At 69.1% G+C, this 16,887-nt stretch carries 15 protein-coding genes; 9 read left to right on the forward strand and 6 right to left on the reverse strand.

What is annotated here, in order from left to right; genetic code table 11:
* Positions 1 to 225: 225 nt before the first annotated feature.
* The 5 genes from DEJ01_RS02510 to DEJ01_RS18285 all read right to left on the reverse strand — a co-directional run bounded on the left by DEJ01_RS02510 (position 226) and on the right by DEJ01_RS18285 (position 8,296).
* A complete protein-coding gene (locus tag DEJ01_RS02510) occupies positions 226 to 1,188 on the reverse strand; it encodes a D-alanine--D-alanine ligase (protein WP_071404125.1) in 963 nt (320 codons plus the stop codon).
* 60 nt (positions 1,189 to 1,248) lie between these two features.
* On the reverse strand, positions 1,249 to 2,553 hold the full coding sequence (locus DEJ01_RS02515; protein WP_071404124.1) for a PLP-dependent aminotransferase family protein: 1,305 nt from the start codon (positions 2,551 to 2,553) through the stop codon (positions 1,249 to 1,251).
* Between the two features lie 150 nt (positions 2,554 to 2,703).
* Positions 2,704 to 3,030 (reverse strand): thioredoxin, encoded by a 327-nt coding sequence (trxA, locus tag DEJ01_RS02520; protein ID WP_017887828.1) that lies wholly within the window; start codon positions 3,028 to 3,030, stop codon positions 2,704 to 2,706.
* Between the two features lie 66 nt (positions 3,031 to 3,096).
* Positions 3,097 to 4,095 carry a thioredoxin-disulfide reductase gene (gene trxB / locus DEJ01_RS02525; RefSeq protein WP_071404123.1) on the reverse strand — a complete coding sequence of 333 codons (999 nt, stop codon included), beginning with the start codon at positions 4,093 to 4,095 and terminating at the stop codon, positions 3,097 to 3,099.
* Positions 4,096 to 4,189: 94 nt separating this feature from the next.
* Entirely contained in the window at positions 4,190 to 8,296 is a 4,107-nt protein-coding gene (locus DEJ01_RS18285) for a DUF6049 family protein (protein ID WP_220038662.1), read from the reverse strand.
* 133 nt (positions 8,297 to 8,429) lie between these two features.
* Here DEJ01_RS18285 and DEJ01_RS02535 point away from each other — a divergent pair, with 133 nt between their 5' ends.
* From DEJ01_RS02535 to dnaB, 6 genes are all read left to right on the forward strand, one after another.
* Positions 8,430 to 9,869 (forward strand): CCA tRNA nucleotidyltransferase, encoded by a 1,440-nt coding sequence (locus DEJ01_RS02535; RefSeq protein WP_111092252.1) that lies wholly within the window; start codon positions 8,430 to 8,432, stop codon positions 9,867 to 9,869.
* 211 nt (positions 9,870 to 10,080) lie between these two features.
* Positions 10,081 to 10,464, forward strand: a complete 384-nt coding sequence (rpsF, locus tag DEJ01_RS02540) for a 30S ribosomal protein S6 (protein WP_027466903.1) — start codon at positions 10,081 to 10,083, stop codon at positions 10,462 to 10,464.
* Positions 10,465 to 10,467: 3 nt separating this feature from the next.
* Entirely contained in the window at positions 10,468 to 11,037 is a 570-nt protein-coding gene (locus tag DEJ01_RS02545; protein ID WP_111038694.1) for a single-stranded DNA-binding protein, read from the forward strand.
* Between the two features lie 50 nt (positions 11,038 to 11,087).
* Positions 11,088 to 11,345, forward strand: coding sequence for a 30S ribosomal protein S18 (gene rpsR / locus DEJ01_RS02550; protein ID WP_017887834.1), 258 nt, complete (start codon positions 11,088 to 11,090; stop codon positions 11,343 to 11,345).
* A 14-nt stretch (positions 11,346 to 11,359) separates the two neighbouring features.
* Positions 11,360 to 11,812 carry a 50S ribosomal protein L9 gene (gene rplI, locus DEJ01_RS02555; protein ID WP_027466901.1) on the forward strand — a complete coding sequence of 151 codons (453 nt, stop codon included), beginning with the start codon at positions 11,360 to 11,362 and terminating at the stop codon, positions 11,810 to 11,812.
* Positions 11,813 to 12,381: 569 nt separating this feature from the next.
* A complete protein-coding gene (gene dnaB / locus DEJ01_RS02560) occupies positions 12,382 to 13,746 on the forward strand; it encodes a replicative DNA helicase (RefSeq protein ID WP_031260130.1) in 1,365 nt (454 codons plus the stop codon).
* Positions 13,747 to 13,784: 38 nt separating this feature from the next.
* Here the strand turns inward: dnaB and DEJ01_RS02565 are convergent, their stop codons facing one another.
* A complete protein-coding gene (locus DEJ01_RS02565) occupies positions 13,785 to 15,227 on the reverse strand; it encodes a glycosyltransferase family 39 protein (protein WP_181438340.1) in 1,443 nt (480 codons plus the stop codon).
* Between the two features lie 75 nt (positions 15,228 to 15,302).
* Between DEJ01_RS02565 and DEJ01_RS02570 the strand changes: the two genes are divergently transcribed.
* From DEJ01_RS02570 to DEJ01_RS02580, 3 genes are all read left to right on the forward strand, one after another.
* On the forward strand, positions 15,303 to 15,773 hold the full coding sequence (locus tag DEJ01_RS02570) for a hypothetical protein (RefSeq protein ID WP_146247543.1): 471 nt from the start codon (positions 15,303 to 15,305) through the stop codon (positions 15,771 to 15,773).
* Positions 15,774 to 15,826: 53 nt separating this feature from the next.
* Positions 15,827 to 16,246: a MauE/DoxX family redox-associated membrane protein gene (locus tag DEJ01_RS02575; protein ID WP_111092126.1), complete on the forward strand. Its 420-nt coding sequence runs from the start codon at positions 15,827 to 15,829 to the stop codon at positions 16,244 to 16,246.
* A 71-nt stretch (positions 16,247 to 16,317) separates the two neighbouring features.
* The gene (locus tag DEJ01_RS02580) at positions 16,318 to 16,878 is read left to right on the forward strand and encodes an MOSC domain-containing protein (protein ID WP_111092127.1); all 561 of its coding nucleotides are present in this window, start codon (positions 16,318 to 16,320) and stop codon (positions 16,876 to 16,878) included.
* Positions 16,879 to 16,887 lie beyond the last annotated feature (9 nt).

The following is a 16,887-nucleotide window of genomic DNA, read 5'->3' on the forward strand; positions in this document are numbered from 1 at the left end:
CGTTTGTTCACGCGGTTCGGGCGCCTCCGGGCCCGCCGAACGCGCCGGGCGCCAACACCGGCGCTGAGTGAGGATCCTCATGGCGAGATGTTCCACGTGAAACACCTCGCCTCGCGAAGCAGGGAAGTCACTCAATGCCGTCGTTCCACGTGGAACATCCCGGCCCGTTCGAGGGGCAGGTAAAGAGCACGTGCCGGTGTTCCACGTGGAACATCGGCTGCAGGGTCAGGCGCGGTGGTCCCGGATGGCCTGCTCGGCGAGCTCGGCGTAGGTCCAGCCGAGGTCGAACCCGGACGCGGACAGCGCCTGCGGCAGCAGTGACGTCTCGGTGAGCCCGGGGAGCACGTTCGCCTCAAGGAACCAGGGTGTGCCGGCCCCGTCGATGATCAGGTCGACGCGGGACAGATGCCGGAGTCCCAGAGCTACGTGCGCGGCCACCGCAGCCTCCGCGGCTGCTCCGGCGAACTCATCGGACAGTCGTGCGGGGGTGTAGAAGGTCGTCTCCCCCGCGTTGTAGCGCGCTTCGAAGCCGTAGATACCGTTGCGCGGCACGATCTCCACGGCGGAGAGCGCCACGGGGCCGTCGCCGGTGTCGATGATCCCCACGGCGACCTCGGTGCCACGGATGAGCTGCTCGACCACGACGTCGTCGCAGTACGTGTACGCCGTCACCATGGCCCGGGGCAGGTCCTTGACGTCATCGACGAGGGTCACGCCCTGCGCACTTCCGCCGCGCGCCGGCTTCACGGCGAGCGGTACCGGGTGCTCGGTCGCGATGGCCTCGAGGACACCGACAGCGCCGAGCTCGCGGAACACGTCGTGGGAGAGCGTCACCGAACGAGGGGTACGGACGCCGGCGCGGGCGACCAGTGCTGACGCCGTGGGCTTGTCCCATGCCAACCGGGCCGACGTCGAACGTGAGCCGACGAACGGGATGTCCACGGCCTCCAGGATGCCCCGCAGGGCACCGTCCTCGCCGGAGGCGCCGTGCAGGGCCGGCCACACGACGTCCGGGCGTGATTCGGTGAGAGCCGGCAGGAGCATCGCGTCGGCGTCGCGCAGGTCGACCTGCCAGCCGTAGCCGGTCAGTGAGTCGGCGACCCGACGACCGGAGCGGAGGGAGACATCGCGTTCGTGCGAGATGCCTCCGGCGACGACGACGACGTGACGACGGGTGAGCTCGGCCATGCGGGGTCCTCCGGTGTGGAACTGCGGTGCTGTGCGATCAGCACTGAGGAAAAGCGCTGATCAGGAGATGTTCGGGGGCGGTGCGCTGACGGAGGACGTCTCGCGGACCACGGTGTTCGGGCGGGTCGTCGGGCCGAACGTCTCGATGAGTTCGAGTTCGTCGTTGACGACGTTGGCGAGACGCTTGACGCCCACCCGGATCTGCTCCGGCGTCGGGTAGCAGAACGACAGGCGGATGTGTCCGCCACCGCGTCCGTCCGCGTAGAAGGCCGTGCCGGGTGTGTAGGCCACGAGCTCCTTGACCGCGCGCGGCAGCATGCCCTTGGAGTCGAGCGACTCGGGCAGGGTCAGCCACACGAAGAAGCCGCCGTTCGGCTTCGTCCAGGACAGGTCGGGCAGGAACTCCCCCAGTGCGGACAGCATGGCGTCACGACGCTCGGCGTAGATGCCCCGGAAGGTGTCGACCTGGCCCTTCCAGTCCGCCGCGTCGAGGTACGCGTTCACGACGTACTGGCCGAAGGAGTTCGGCGCGAGCACGGCCGACTCGTTGGCGAGCACGAGCTTCTCGCGGATGGCGTGCGGCGCGAGTGCCCAGCCGACGCGGAAGCCCGGTGCGAGGGTCTTCGAGAAGGAGCCGAGGTACACCACGCCCTCTTCGTCGATCGATCGGATCGCCTGCGGCGCCGGCTCGTCGAACCAGAGGAGCCCGTACGGGTTGTCTTCGAGCACGAGGATGTTGTTCGACCGGCAGATGTCGAGCACCTCGATGCGGCGCTCGCGGCTCATGGTGACGCCGGCGGGGTTGTGGAAGTTCGGGATCGTGTAGAGGAACTTGATCCGCTTGCCCTGGGTGCGGAGGTTCGCGATCGCCTCGCGCAGCGCCTCGGGGACGAGACCGAGCTCGTCCGTCGTCACGTGCACCGTCTCGGCCTGGTACGACCGGAAGACCCCGATCGCGCCGACGTACGACGGCGACTCGGCGAGCACGACGTCACCCGGATCGATGAAGAGCCGTGTGACGAGGTCGAGGGCGTGCTGCGAGCCCGTGGTGACCACGACGTCCTCGGCGCTGGCACGGATGCCCTCGAGGCTCATGACGTCCACGATGTGCTCGCGGAGGGACCGCAGGCCCTGTCCGCCGCCGTACTGGAGCGCCATGGCGGAGTGCTCGTTCATGACACGGTCCAGGGAGCCCGTGACGAGCTCTCTGGGGAGCGCGGAGACGAACGGCATGCCGCCGGCCAGCGAGACCACTTCGGGGCGCGAGGCGACGGCGAACAGGGCTCGGACCTCGGAGGCGCTCAGCCCGGCGGTGCGCTGGGCGTAGGAGTCGTACCAGGGGTCGAGGCTGTTGCCGTTCGTCATCGAGTGCTCCGTTCAGTGGGACATTCCCGCCACACTACGACATCGGCCCGGGGAACCAGGGTTCCGCGACGGGGCCGATCGTCATCCGGTGGCTCCGGACGAGAACGGCCCCGCTCTCCGGGGAGAGCGGGGCCGTTCGGGTGGGGCGACCTACGCGAGGAACTCGGCGAGGTCGGCCTCGAGCGCGGGCTTCGGCTTGGCACCGATGACGGTCTTGACGACCTCGCCGCCCTTGAAGACCTTCATCGCCGGGATCGACGTGATCTGGTAGTTCATGGCCGACTGGGGGTTGTCGTCCACGTTGAGCTTCACGATCTCGATCTTGCCGGCGTGCTCTTCGGCGATCTGGTCGAGGATCGGCGAGACGGCGCGACACGGGCCACACCACTCGGCCCAGAAGTCGACGAGGATCGTCTTGTCGGACTTGAGGACCTCGTCCGAGAAGGTGGCGTCGGTGACAGCCTTGGCGTTGGACATGTGTGCTCCTTCGAGAAGTCGTTCAGGGGGTACAACGGCGATGCCGTCGTGGTATTCCGAGGCGGGTCAGGCCCGTGCGGCGATGACGTCGACCATGGCGGGCTCGGTCGGGGCGACGCCCTCGGCCTCGTCCGTCAGTGCGTCGTCGAGCTCGGCGAGGTACTTCTCGGCGTCGAGCGCGGCGACCGTGCCCGAACCAGCAGCCGTGATGGCCTGACGGTAGGACGGGTCGATGACGTCACCGGCGGCGAAGACACCCGGCAGGTTGGTCTTCGACGAACGGCCCTGGACGGCGATCGTGCCCTCGGGCGCGATGTCGATCTGGCCGTGGATCAGGTGCGTGCGCGGGTCGTTGCCGATCGCGATGAACAGGCCGTCCAGCGCGAGCTCGGACTCCTCGCCCGTCACGGTGTCCTTGAGCGTGACGCCCTCGACCGCGGAGTCACCCGTGATACCGGTGACCTCCTTGTTCCACGCGAACTCGATCTTCGGGTCGTTCATCGCGCGGTCCTGCATGATCTTCGACGCACGCAGGGAGTCCTTGCGGTGGATGACCGTCACCTTGTCGGCGAAGCGGGTGAGGAACGTCGCCTCTTCCATCGCGGAGTCGCCACCACCGACGACGGCGATGTTCTTCTGTCGGAAGAAGAAGCCGTCGCACGTCGCGCACCACGAGACACCGTGGCCGGACAGGCGCTCTTCGTCGGGGAGCCCGAGGTGACGGTAGGCCGAGCCGGTGGCGTAGATGACCGCGAGGGCCTCGTACGTCTCGCCGGAGCCGACGGTGACCTTCTTGACCTTGCCGGTGAGGTCGACGGAGACGGCGTCGTCGTACAGGACCTCGGCACCGAACTTCTCGGCCTGTTCCTGCATCTTGATCATGAGGTCGGGGCCCTGGATCCCCTCGGGGAAGCCCGGGAAGTTCTCGACCTCGGTCGTCTTGGTGAGTTCACCGCCCGTCTCGACACTGGAGGCGACGATGAGCGGCTTGAGCTCTGCGCGCGCTGCGTAGATGCCGGCAGTGAACCCGGCCGGGCCGGAACCGATGATGATGAGCTGGCGCATGCCTGATTGCCCTTCCGTTGCGTCTGACCGGGTCAACCCATCGTACCGGCGAGGCATTCCACACGCCCCGTGAGCGTGCGGTGCCCGGCAGGTATCAGCGGCCGAGCTTGCTGCGGAGCATCCGGACGGCGTTGCCGATCTCGCCGTTCTTCGCGACGACGAGGGCTCCGAAGTACACGGCGACCATCGCGGCGCCGGTGAGGATGATCGTGATGAGGGCACCGGTGCGGTCGGACATCGCGAACCCGGCCTCCGAGAACGCGCCGAAGAAGTTCACGACGAGGAGCCCGACGACGCCGGAGATCAACGCGGCGATCACGAACTGGACGTGCGACCGGGTGATGACCGGACCCTCGATGCTCTCGAGCCGCTTGCGGACGAGCACGAGTGCGACGATCGTCTGCGCCGACCCCGCGATGGTGGTGCAGGCGGCGACCCCGATGCCGATGATCGAGGTGGGGAACGTCGAGACCGCCAGGGCCCCGATGACGAAGAGCACCGACTGGATGCACTGCATGAGGAACGGGGTGCGGTGGTCGTGCATCGCCCAGAAGACACGCTGGATGACGAACAGCATGCTGAACAGGACGAGACCAGGCATGTAGGCGACGAGCACGGCACCGACCTGCAGGGCGCTCTCGAACGTGCCCTCGTACAGGCGGCCGAACGGGACTGCGACGACGATCAGCGCGACCGAGGCGAAGACAGTGAAGAGCCCGACGATGCGCAGTGACAGCGACAGGTTGCGGCGGACCGCGTCGAGGTCGCCGCGTTCGGCGTCGTGGCTCATGCGGGTGAAGTACGCCGTCGCGATGGAGACCGTGATGATCGAGTGCGGGAGCATGAAGATGAGCCACGCGTTGCCGAGCACGGCGTTTCCAGGCCCGTCGTCCTGACCCTTCCAGGCGACCGCAGACTGCACGATCCCGGCGATCTGGGTCACGAGGATCATCGCGAAGAGCCAACCGGCGGCGGTGCCCGTGGACTTGAGACCGACCCCGCGCCAGCGGAAGTCCGGTCGGAACGACAAGCCGGCGCGCTTCCAGAAGAAGGGCAGGAACGCCGCCTGGGCGAAGACGCCGAGGGACGCGCTGCCCGCGAGGACAGCGATCTTGATCGGCGTCCACTCACCGACGTCGCTGTGCCCGCTGCCGAACAGCGCGATGAAGACGATGAGGCCAGCGATCGCGATGACGTTGTTCAGCAGTGGTGCCCACGTGAACGGGCCGAAGACCTGCTTCGCGTTGAGGACCTCGCCGAGCAGGGAGTACATCGCGTAGAAGAGGATCTGCGGCAGGCACCAGAAGGCGAACGCGATGGCGAGGTCGGTGGCGGCTGGACCTCGGCTGTCGGACGACGTCGTGTACAGCCGGACGAGGAGCGGCGCGATTGCCGTCGCCACGATCGTGATGACGATGAACACGGAACCACCGAGCGTCACGATCTTGTTGACGTACGCCTGCCCGCCGTCCGTGCCGGTCTTCATCGCGCGCACGATCTGCGGGATGAGCACGGCCGACAGCAGACCGCCCGCGATGAGGGCGTAGATGTTGTTCGGCAGCTGGTTCGCGACGGCGAAGGCGTTGGCCGACGGGCTCGCGTTCTGCCCGATCGCGTACGCCAGCACGAAGGTCTTCGCGAAGCCGAGGATGCGGCTCACCATCGTGCCGGCGGCCAGCATCGCGCTCGCCCGGCCGAGGCTGCGCTCGGCGACCGGCTCGGCGTCGACGTCGGGCTGGGGCTGGCTGGTGCTGATGGTCGGCTCCTCGGGGTCGCGGTCGTCCGCGACGGTGTTGCGTGCGGCGTCGGACGGGAGGCTCGGCTCGGCTCCGGCGCGCGCGATGGCGTCCTGCAGGGGGCCTTGGTCCACCGCCGCGGCCGCCACTCCGGTGGCCGCGCCGGCCGTGGACGCGGCCACGCTGGGTGCGGGGGCCGCTCCGGAGCGGCGATCCGTGCCTCCAGGCCGGGTGGTGGACGCCTGCGCGCCCTCGACCGTCGGCTGGACCGCAAGGGGGCGGTTCGGGTCGTCGTCGTCCTCGTCGTCGAGTTCACCGTTGCGGCGGCGGATGCGCTTGCGGATGCTGCGGAAGATGCCGAAGCCGAAGATGCCGATCAGGGCGATCGCAGCGGCCGCGGTGATGACCGTCTCCCACTGCGCCTGCACGTTCAGCTCGACGGTCGCGGGCTGGGCCACGGCGACGCCGGTCGGGCTCGAGAGCGACATCGTCAGCTCGACCTTGCCGTTCGCGACCGACTGCACGGGGACGGTGGCACGGGTGGAGGAGTCGGGCTGGATCTCGACGACGATGTCGTTGCGGACGACCCGCAGCGCCGAGTTGGACGGCTGCACGGACAGGTGCACCGTGACCGGGTAGGCGGAGCTGTTGCGGATGGACACCGGCAGGGAGGACCGGTCGCCGAGCAGGGTGAGGCTGCTCGAGTCGACGATCCCGACCTCGGTGGTGCTCTTCGCCCAGGCGGCCGTGCGGGCCTCCACCGCGGCGGCGAGCCCCTGGTCGTCGTCGCGCCACGCGTTCGAGGCGAGCGCGAGCAGACGGAGCCGGGCCGGGGCGGTCAGCTGGTTCGGGTCGCCGAGGATCGTCGCGAACGCGGAGAGCCCCTGTTCCCCCCGCACGAGTCGCTGCAGCTGGTCGATGCGGGCCTCGCCGGTGGACGCGCTGGCGAGCGTGAGCGACCCGGCGACGGCCTTCGAGGCGGTGGAGAGGTCGGCCGGGGCGACCCAGGCGGTGCTCTCGAGGGCGTCCAGCGCCTGGCTGAGCCGGGTGGAGTCGGACGGCCACTCGCGCCCGAGGGTCAGCAGGATCGGTCCCGTGGCGGTGGCGGCACGGGCCGAGGTCGCCAGTGTCGCGGTGAGCTCGGACATCGTCGACGACCAGGTCTGCCGGTCGGTGGCGGCGGCGGCCCGGCGGAGCATCGACGACATCGTCTGGTCGGAGACGAGCACGTGGTCGTCGCCGATCTTCTCGGACGCGGTGATGGTGGTGTCCGCGCCGGCCGAGGTGTTGCCGCTCGAGACGATGGTGGTCTTCGTGCCGGCACGCTCGAGGGTGGGCAGGTCGGCGGAGGACACCGTGCCCTCGGTCGGCCAGGCGATCGAGTCCATCGAGTACGGGAAGTCGAGCAGGGACTCCGTGGTCGGCAGCGTCTCCTGCGCCTGGTCGGCACCGTCGTCGGTCGTGGTGCCGTCGCTCGAGGCCTCGGTGGGGGCCGGCGACGAGGTCTGCCCCGGCGTGGCCGTCGGTGTCGGTGCCGGGGTCTCGGCGCCGGGGAAGTTCTCGGACTTGACGGACTGGTCGAGGGAGATCGGCGACAGGATGCCGTCGGACCCGGCCTGGCGCAGGCCGGTGACGTCGGCGTCGGCGTAGGGCAGCGCGAAGGTCTCGTTGCGCAGTGCTTCGAGACGCTGCAGCCAGGTGATCGCGCTCGACGGGGCGTTGTCGCCGAGGATCCGGATCGAGGCGATGATCCGCGGGTCCACCGCCACGGCGACGTTGTGGTCCTCGGCGGCGTCGAGCTGCTGCGTGAGCGTGCCGTCGACCGAGGTCGCCGCGGCCAGCACGGGGGCGGTGAGAATGCCGTCGGTCGACTTCGGCACGGTGATCGGCATCGCGACGGAGACGCTGACCGGGGCCTGTTCGAAGTCCGGGTACCAGGTGATGGCGGAGCGGTCGACGGCGAAGGCGTCGCCCGCCGTGTACTCGGCCGCGATGCGGCGGGCGCCGAACGAGGAGTACCCGCCGAGTGCCACGTTGCCGGAGACGATCTCGACCGAGTCGATGGTGATCGAACGGTGCGCCGGGATCGCCGGGATGTCCACGGAGTCCATCGGGGCGCCGAGGTAACCGGTTGTGGTGGTGTCGCTGAGCCAGCTCGCCAGGACTTCGCGCGTGCTCACCGAGCGGAAGATGTCGAACTCCGCGGTGCCGGCCGGCAGTGCCGCGTCGGTGTCGTTCGTGACGGTGACCGACAGGGTGAGGTCCTGGTCGCGCTGGACGACGCCACGGTTCGCGGGGGCGATCGAGATGGTCGCCTTGCCCGCGTCTGCGGCGGCCGGATCGGCGACGTGGCTCTTGGCTGCGGACACCGTGGCGGCCGAGGCGTGATCGGTGGCGACGGGCGCGACGACCAGGCCGAGCGCGACGAGGGTCGACGCGGCTGCGGCGAGCGTGGTGCGGAGCATCTGCATACGGGGAGCGGGCCACGGGGTCGGTTCGGGCCGAGCACGAGTGTATGAGGCGCGACCATGAACAGGTCCCGTGCGCGCGCGGCTTGTGGAGAACTCGGGGCCTCGATCTGGGAGGATGAGCACCGTCATGCAGTCCGTTGCCCAGGCCGTCGAACGACTCGACGCACTCGCCACCACCGAGCCCGTCGACCTCCTCGCTCGGGCCTTCGCCGACGCCGGACACGAACTCGCCCTCGTCGGCGGCCCCGTCCGTGACGCGTTCCTCGGCCGTCCGGTGACCGATCTGGACTTCACCACCGACGCCCGGCCGGACGAGATCCTGCGCATCGTCGAGCCCATCGCGAGTGCCACCTGGGACGTCGGTCGCCAGTTCGGCACCATCGCCGCACGGGTCGCCGGCGAGCAGGTCGAGATCACCACGTACCGCAGCGACGTCTACGACGGCGAGACCCGCAAGCCCGAGGTCGCGTTCGGCGACACCATCGAGGACGACCTGCTCCGTCGCGACTTCACCGTCAACGCGATGGCCCTGCGGCTGCCGGACCGCGAGCTCGTCGACGTGCACGGTGGCGTCGAGGACCTGCTCGCCGCACGGCTCCGGACGCCCCAGACCGCGGTCGTCTCGTTCCGCGACGACCCCCTGCGGATGATGCGCGCGGCACGGTTCACGTCCCAGCTCGGCTTCACCGTCGACGATGACGTGCGGGCCGCGATGCAGGACCTCGTCGCGTCGATCGACATCGTGTCTGCCGAGCGGGTCCGCGACGAGCTCGTCAAGCTGCTCAACACGGACGACCCGGTCCCCGGCCTCCGGCTGCTCGTCGACACCGGCCTCGCCGAGCGGTTCATGCCCGAGCTGCCCGAGATGCGGCTCGAGGTCGACGAGCACCACCACCACAAGGACGTCTACGAGCACTCCCTCACCGTGCTCGAGCAGGCCATCGGGTACGAGGCCGAGCGGCACGCCGGCGATCCCCCGGACACCGTGCTCCGGCTCGCGGCGCTGCTGCACGACATCGGCAAGCCCGCGACGCGCAAGCTCGAGCCCGGCGGCGCCGTGAGCTTCCACCACCACGACCTGGTCGGTTCGAAGATGGCGAAGAAGCGACTCCGTGCGCTCCGCTTCGACAACGACACCATCGCCGCGGTGTCCCGCCTGATCGAGCTGCACCTGCGCTTCTTCGGGTACACCGAGGGCGCCTGGACGGACTCCGCCGTCCGCCGCTACGTCCGCGACGCCGGACCGCAGCTCGAACGGCTGCACGAACTCACTCGATCGGACGTCACCACCCGCAACCGCCGCAAGGCCGACCGGCTGGCGTTCGCCTACGACGACCTCGAGGACCGCATCGAGGTCCTGTCCAAGCAGGAGGAGCTGGAGTCGATCCGTCCGGACCTGACCGGCGACGACATCATGCGGATCCTCGACATCCCGCCGGGGCGTGCCGTGGGCGAGGCCTACCGGTTCCTGCTCGAGGCCCGGATGGACGAAGGGCCCCTCGGACCGGAGACGGCCGAGGAGCGCCTGCGCGAGTGGTGGAGCACCCGAGGCGACACCAGCGCCTGAGGCGACACCAGCGCCCGAGGCGACGCGGCGCCTGAGACGCGACCGCCTGACGGGCGGGACCGCTCTCCACAGGCCGGTGGCGCGCCTCCAGGCAGTCCGGTAGGCTACCCAGGTTGCCCCTCGCGCACCTGCGTGGTCTGGGGCACATGCATCAACCCTCCTGCCCCGGGAACCGCCCGGGGCCGCTGAGACCAGAGGAGGTGGGTTCCGCATGCACCAGTACGAACTGATGGCGATCCTCGACCCCGAGATCGATGAGCGCACCGTCGCTCCCAGCCTGGACAAGTTCCTGGCCGTGATCCGCAACGCGGGTGGCACCGTCGACAACGTGGACGTCTGGGGCCGTCGCCGGCTCGCTTACGAGATCGCGAAGAAGTCCGAGGGCATCTACGCCGTCGTCGACTTCACGTCGTCGCCCGAGGCCGCCAAGGAGCTCGACCGTCAGCTCGGTCTCTCCGAGGCCGTGCTCCGCACGAAGGTCCTCCGCGCTGAAGAGGGCATCGCGCAGGTCGCCGCCCAGAAGCAGCGTGACGAGGCTCGCGCGGCCCGCAAGGCCGCCAACGCCTCCGCAACCGCGACCGCGAGCGCCGAGTAACCCGTGGCCGGCGAAACCGTCATCACGGTGGTGGGCAACCTCACCGCGGACCCCGAGCTGCGCTACACGCAGAACGGGCTCGCCGTGGCGAACTTCACCATCGCGTCGACCCCTCGCACGTTCGACCGTCAGGCGAACGAGTGGAAGGACGGCGATGCGCTGTTCCTCCGCGCGAGTGTGTGGCGCGAGTTCGCCGAGCACGTGGCGGGGTCGCTGACGAAGGGCTCGCGCGTCATCGCGCAGGGTCGTCTGCGTCAGCGTTCCTACCAGGACCGTGAGGGCCAGCAGCGCACGAGCATCGAGCTCGAGGTCGACGAGATCGGCCCGTCGCTCCGCTACGCGACCGCACAGATCACCCGCGCAGCGGGTGGCAGTGGCGGCGGTCGTGGCCAGGTCGGCGGTGGCGGCAGCGCCCCCGCGGGCAACGGCGGCGGCAACTGGAACAACAACGGTGGCGGTCAGTCGGACGCGCCCTGGTCTCCCCAGGGCGGCCAGCAGGGTGGCGGCAACGCACAGTCGAACGACGTGTGGAGCACCCCCGGCGGCAACTTCGACGACGAGACCCCGTTCTGATCCTCAGCGTTCCGACGGACACACAACTTTTCTTCTAAGGACAAATCACTATGGCTGGAAAGAGCACCGGCGACCGCCGGAAGCCTCGCGGCAAGGGCGGCAAGAACGCTGCTCCCGCGAAGTCGATCAAGGTCGGCGTCATCGACTACAAGGACGTTGCGACCCTTCGCAAGTTCATCTCGGAGCGTGGAAAGATCCGCGCCCGTCGCATCACCGGCGTCTCCGTCCAGGAGCAGCGCCTCATCGCCCGTGCCGTGAAGAACGCCCGTGAGATGGCGCTCCTCCCCTACGCCGGCTCCGGCCGCTGATCGGAGGTCGACACATGTCGAAGCTCATCCTCACCCACGAGGTCTCCGGCCTCGGTTCCGCTGGTGACGTCGTCGACGTCAAGAACGGCTACGCCCGCAACTACCTCATCCCCCAGGGCTTCGCTGTCGCGTGGTCCAAGGGCGGCGAGAAGCAGGTCGAGTCGATCCGTGCCGCGCGTACCGCGCGCGAGCTCGCCACCATCGAAGAGGCACAGGACCTCAAGATGAAGCTCGAGAACGCGACCATCACCCTGTCGGTCAAGGCCGGCAAGGACGGTCGTCTGTTCGGCTCCGTCCGTCCGGGCGACGTCGCTGACGCCGTCCAGGCGCAGGGCGTCGGCTCGCTCGACAAGCGCAAGGTCGAGGTCCCCGCGACCATCAAGACCGTCGGTGACCACGAGGCCACCGTGCGCCTGCGCGAGGACATCACTGCCGTGATCTCGCTCAAGGTCGTCGCTGCCAAGTAGCACTGACGTTCCGCTCCACGACGGGCGGGTCTCCTCAGGGAGGCCCGCCCGTCGTTGCGTTCCGGGGGCGGTCGCGCGGCTTGTCCCACGGCTGTCGCCGACATGGTCACGGGCCTGGAGGCGCGGCTCGACTCGGGCTGGCTGGTTACGGTTCAGACGGGGTCGCGCTGGCTGGGAACAGGCCGAGAACTCTTCCCACAGGAGGGGTCCTTGTCAAGTCGTTTTACACAGTGGAAACGTGTCAAATCGGAACCTTTAAGGGGTACTTGAACCCCACTTTTCCACACACCGTGTGCAACAGAAAACCCCAGGTCAAGTGGTCGAAAGTGTGTTCGCACGTGTCTTTTTCCACAGGTCCGTCCACAGTTCTCCACACAGCGCTCCGGCGTGTTCCGCAGGCTCTCCACAGAGTTATCCACAGGGCCGTTTGTTGGGGATAACTCTGGGGCCGTACGTTGGCCCAGCGACTCGGGGATGTCGGTTGCCGGGGGTAGAAACAGGGGTGCGGGTTCCGGCCGGTGGGTGCTGTCCCGCCGGTCCAGGTCCGTGTCGTCAACAGAGGAGAGCGTGTGTCGATCGCACATCTTGAGCCCGCACCGCAGGACTACGCGGAGCGCGGCATGGAACGCACCCCGCCGCACGACATGCTCGCGGAGCAGTCGACCATCGGTGGCATGCTCCTGTCGAAGGACGCCGTCGCCGACGTCATCGAGACCGCCCGTGGCGTGGACTTCTACGTCCCCAAGCACGAGGTCATCTTCGACGCGATCCTGTCGCTCTACTCGCACGGTGAACCCACCGACGTCATCGCCGTCACCGACGAGCTGACCAAGACCGGGCTGCTGTCCCGCGCCGGCGGAGCCGAGTACCTGCACAGCGTCACGAGCATGGTGCCCACCGCCGCGAACGCCGGCTACTACGCCGGCATCGTCGCCGAGAAGGCGGTGCTCCGCCGCCTGGTGGACGCCGGCACCCGCATCGTCCAGATGGGGTACGCGTCCGAGGGTGAGGTCACCGACCTCGTCAACAGCGCGCAGGCCGAGGTCTACAACGTCGCCGGTGGTGTGCAGACCGAGGACTACGTCCCGCTGACCGACGCCATCTCGGCCGCGCTCGACGAGATCGAGGCCGCCAAGGGCCGCGACGGCCAGATGACCGGCGTGCCGACCGGGTTCGCGCAGCTCGACGGCCTGACGAACGGCTTCCACCCCGGACAGCTCATCATCGTCGCTGCCCGACCGGCCCTCGGTAAGTCGACGCTGGCGCTCGACCTGTGCCGCGCCGCCGCGATCAAGCACGACCAGACCGCCGCCTTCTTCTCGCTCGAGATGGGTCGCGCCGAGATCGCCATGCGTCTGCTCTCCGCCGAGACCAGCGTGCCGCTGCAGAACATGCGCAAGGGCACGGTGGACTCCCGCGACTGGACCACCATCGCGCAGACCCGCGGTCGCATCAACGACGCCCCGTTCTTCATCGACGACTCCCCCAACATGACCCTCGTCGAGATCCGTGCCAAGTGCCGTCGACTCAAGCAGCAGCACAACCTGAAGCTCGTGGTCATCGACTACCTGCAGCTGATGACCTCGGGCAAGAAGGTCGAGAGCCGCCAGCAAGAGGTCTCCGAGTTCTCGCGTGCCCTGAAGCTGATGGCCAAGGAGCTCCAGGTCCCGGTCATCGCCCTGTCGCAGCTGAACCGTGGTCCGGAGCAGCGTGCCGACAAGAAGCCGGCGATCTCCGACCTCCGTGAGTCCGGCTCCATCGAGCAGGACGCTGACATGGTCATCCTGCTGCACCGTGAGTCGGCGTACGAGAAGGACAACCCGCGTCAGGGTGAGGCGGACCTGATCGTGGCGAAGCACCGTAACGGACCGACGGACACCATCACCGTGGCGTTCCACGGGATGTTCTCGCGGTTCGTCGACATGCCGCAGTAGGCGCATGGGCGCGCGACGCCTCGCCGACGTCGCGTCGACTAGCGGGCGATCGTGAGGGCCCCGTCGTCCTCGCGGATGCGGCCGTCCTTCGGGACCCACACGCGCAGGCCGTCGAGCCTGCCCGTGGTGAAGGACGAGGCGTCATCCTGCAGCAGCGTGGTCACGGCCTCCGGTGCGGGGAGCCGCTGGTCGCGTCCGACGACGATGGCGACGTAGGGGCCACGGTCGAGTCGGTTGGTGCCGTGGTCGCCGACGTACGGCAGGAAGAGCGTGGGAGTCGCCGACACGAACAGGATCCGACCCTCGGGCACATCGTGGTCCTCGAGGTACCCGGGCAACAGCGCGATCCCGGTCGGGTGCGCCCGCGCGACGGCCTGGCTCACCCGGAACGAGGGGACGACGAGCGTCGCGGCGAGGACCAGCACGACCGGGACGGTCAGGGCCCTCGGGGGGACGGTGGCGAGGCGTGCGAAGCCGATGGCGGCGAGGACCAGCAGGAACGGCATCCACGCGGTGTAGTAGGTCGGCAGCGCGATCTTGGCCACGACGACGTAGAACACGACGAGCAGCACCAGGGATGCGCCGACGTACGCGACCAGGCGGTCCGCCCGCACCACCAGGGCAGCGAGCACCCCGATCGCGAGGACGACGAGCATCCCCTTGCCGGTGCCGTCGAGCAAGAACCGGAAGCTCGCCCACCACGGTGCGAACGTGTAGATCTGCCCGTCGATCGTGATCGGGTGCCCGTTGGTGTTCTGCCCCTCCTGGAACGCGACCATGTACTGGATCGCCGAACGGATGCCCATCGGGACGTACAGGGCGACGAACGTGACCGTGAAGGCGGCGACCCACAGCACGCCGCCGACGACGCCCTTCCGCCAGACCTTGAACAGGACCGGGAGCAGCAGGAACGCCGGGAGCAGCACGATGGTCGACAGCTTGGACGTGACCGAAGCAGCCATGAGCACGCCGGAAACGGGAGCGAGCCACCAGGCCCGCTCGCTGCGGATCCACCACCACGCGGCGACGATCGCGAACACGGCGAAGGCCGTCATCACCGGGTCGAGCAGGGCGAGCCGGTCGACGCGGGCACCCGCACCACCACGCGGAGTCAGCCACCACAGCGACGCCGCCAGCAGGGCACCCCAGTACCCGATCTCGCGACGCAGCCACAGGTACAGGACCACGCCGACCGCGAAGGTGAGCACGCCGACGAGGACCCGCGGGCCGATCGGACCCTGCCCGGTGAGGAGCTGCACGAGCCCGAACAGGTACTTGGCCGTCGGCGGGTGTTCGCGGTTCGCGGTGAAGTCGCCGTGGACGTACTGCCACCCGCTCCGCAGGTAGATGTTCTCGTCACCGGTGATGTTCGAGCCGGCTAGGTTCCAGAAGCACTGGTAGAGCGCGGCGATCAGGACGAGCGAGGCGATCGTCAGGCGGAGGCGGAGGTCGCCGGCGAACCCGGACACTCGTGATGGCACCAGACGAACCTACTGGCCCTCTGACCGTCTTCGGCATCGACGTGTTAGGTTGTGCACAACCTAATGGAGCACAACGTGAAACTCACCAGCTGGATCGACCTCGTCACCGGTGGCCTGCTCGCCGGGCACGGCATCGCCACGGTTCGCCGCACCCCGCTGCGCGCTCGAGCCCAGCAGATGCAGCGACGTGGATTCGAGCCGGGCGCCCCACACGCACTCGGCATCCCAGCCCTGGAAGTCCTGTCCGGGCTCGGACTCGCCACCGCAGCGGTCCGCCGTGCCCCGGGGAGCGACCTGGTCGGCACCGGCTCCGCCGTCGCGGCGACGGCCCTCGGTGGGACCCGGTTCGTGATCGACCGCGAAGACGGCTCGGTGACGAGCACGACCGGCGGTGCTGCCGCACTCACACTCGCCGGCGTGCTGCGGCTGCTCACCTCGACCCGCGGCCGTCCGGTCGCCCGGATCCTCACGCTCGGTTCCGTCGCTGCCGCGATCACGTTCGAGGCCGGACGCCGACGCGGCGTCCTCCGCAGCCGCAGCCGCTGACCTCGGCCCCCACTCCACCGAACCCCACCACGACCGTGAAAGGCACCACCCCGATGGCAACCCGCACCCCCGCAGTCCGTTCCACCCGCCCCCGGACCATCGTCCGCATCCTGTTCGGCGCGCTGCTCACCTGGGCCGGCATCAGCCACCTGACCGTGGCCCGCGAGGAGTTCCAGGCGCAGGTGCCGAAGTTCGTGCCGCTGCCGACCGACGTCACGGTGATCGCCTCCGGCGTGGTGGAGATCTCCCTCGGGGCTGCGCTGGTGCTCCTGGCTCGGCGTCAGGTGACGGTCGGTTGGGTCGTCGCGGTGTTCTTCCTCGCGGTCTTCCCCGGCAACATCGCGCAGTGGATGCACCACCGCGACGGGTTCGGCCTGGACACCGACACCAAGCGCTTCGTCCGCCTGCTGTTCCAGCCCGTGCTCATCGCCGTCTCACTGTGGGCGACGAACGCGTTGCGCAAGCGCCGCTGAACCGGCCCGCGCGAGCGCCACTGACGGACGCTGCACTCACGCGACCGTGACCATGGGGCAGAATCGGCCCCATGAGCGGGGACGACACGGACCAGCCGCGCGTGGTCGCGGTGAGCAAGGACGGCGAGCACCGGTTCAGCAAGCCGTTGGTCGACGCGGTGACGCTCGTTGCCGGGTGGGGCATCGAGGGTGATGCCCACGCCGGCACGACCGTGCAGCACCGCTCCCGGGTCGCGCGTGACCCGTCGCAGCCGAACCTCCGCCAGGTCCACCTGCTGCACGCCGAGCTGTTCGACGAGGTCGCCGAAGCCGGGTTCAGCGTCGAACCGGGACAGATGGGCGAGAACGTCACGACCAGTGGCATCGACCTGCTCGGGCTGCCCGAGGGTGCAGTGCTGCACCTCGGCGACGACGCCTCCGTGCAGGTCACGGGCCTGCGGAACCCTTGCCAGCAGATCAACGGCTTCGAGCCGGGGCTCCTCCGTGCCGTGTTGGGGCGCGCCGAGGACGGCACGGTCGAGCGCAAGGGCGGGGTGATGAGCGTCGTGCTCACCGGCGGCACGGTCCGGCCGGGCGATCGCATCCGGGTCGAGCTCCCCGACGGTGAACGACGACCCCTCCAGCCCGTCTGATGACGCAGC

The sequence above is a fragment of the Curtobacterium sp. MCLR17_040 genome, from assembly GCF_003234735.1.
In the GTDB taxonomy this organism is placed as follows: Bacteria; Actinomycetota; Actinomycetes; order Actinomycetales; family Microbacteriaceae; genus Curtobacterium; species Curtobacterium flaccumfaciens.

Coding starts and splice junctions, on each gene's coding strand:
- DEJ01_RS02510 (WP_071404125.1), bottom strand. CDS start 1,188: ATGGCCGAGCTCACCCGTCGTCACGTCGTCGTCGTCGCCGGAGGCATC.
- DEJ01_RS02515 (WP_071404124.1), bottom strand. CDS start 2,553: ATGACGAACGGCAACAGCCTCGACCCCTGGTACGACTCCTACGCCCAG.
- trxA (WP_017887828.1), bottom strand. CDS start 3,030: ATGTCCAACGCCAAGGCTGTCACCGACGCCACCTTCTCGGACGAGGTC.
- trxB (WP_071404123.1), bottom strand. CDS start 4,095: ATGCGCCAGCTCATCATCATCGGTTCCGGCCCGGCCGGGTTCACTGCC.
- DEJ01_RS18285 (WP_220038662.1), bottom strand. CDS start 8,296: ATGCTCCGCACCACGCTCGCCGCAGCCGCGTCGACCCTCGTCGCGCTC.
- DEJ01_RS02535 (WP_111092252.1), top strand. CDS start 8,430: ATGCAGTCCGTTGCCCAGGCCGTCGAACGACTCGACGCACTCGCCACC.
- rpsF (WP_027466903.1), top strand. CDS start 10,081: ATGCACCAGTACGAACTGATGGCGATCCTCGACCCCGAGATCGATGAG.
- rpsR (WP_017887834.1), top strand. CDS start 11,088: ATGGCTGGAAAGAGCACCGGCGACCGCCGGAAGCCTCGCGGCAAGGGC.
- rplI (WP_027466901.1), top strand. CDS start 11,360: ATGTCGAAGCTCATCCTCACCCACGAGGTCTCCGGCCTCGGTTCCGCT.
- DEJ01_RS02575 (WP_111092126.1), top strand. CDS start 15,827: ATGGCAACCCGCACCCCCGCAGTCCGTTCCACCCGCCCCCGGACCATC.
- DEJ01_RS02580 (WP_111092127.1), top strand. CDS start 16,318: ATGAGCGGGGACGACACGGACCAGCCGCGCGTGGTCGCGGTGAGCAAG.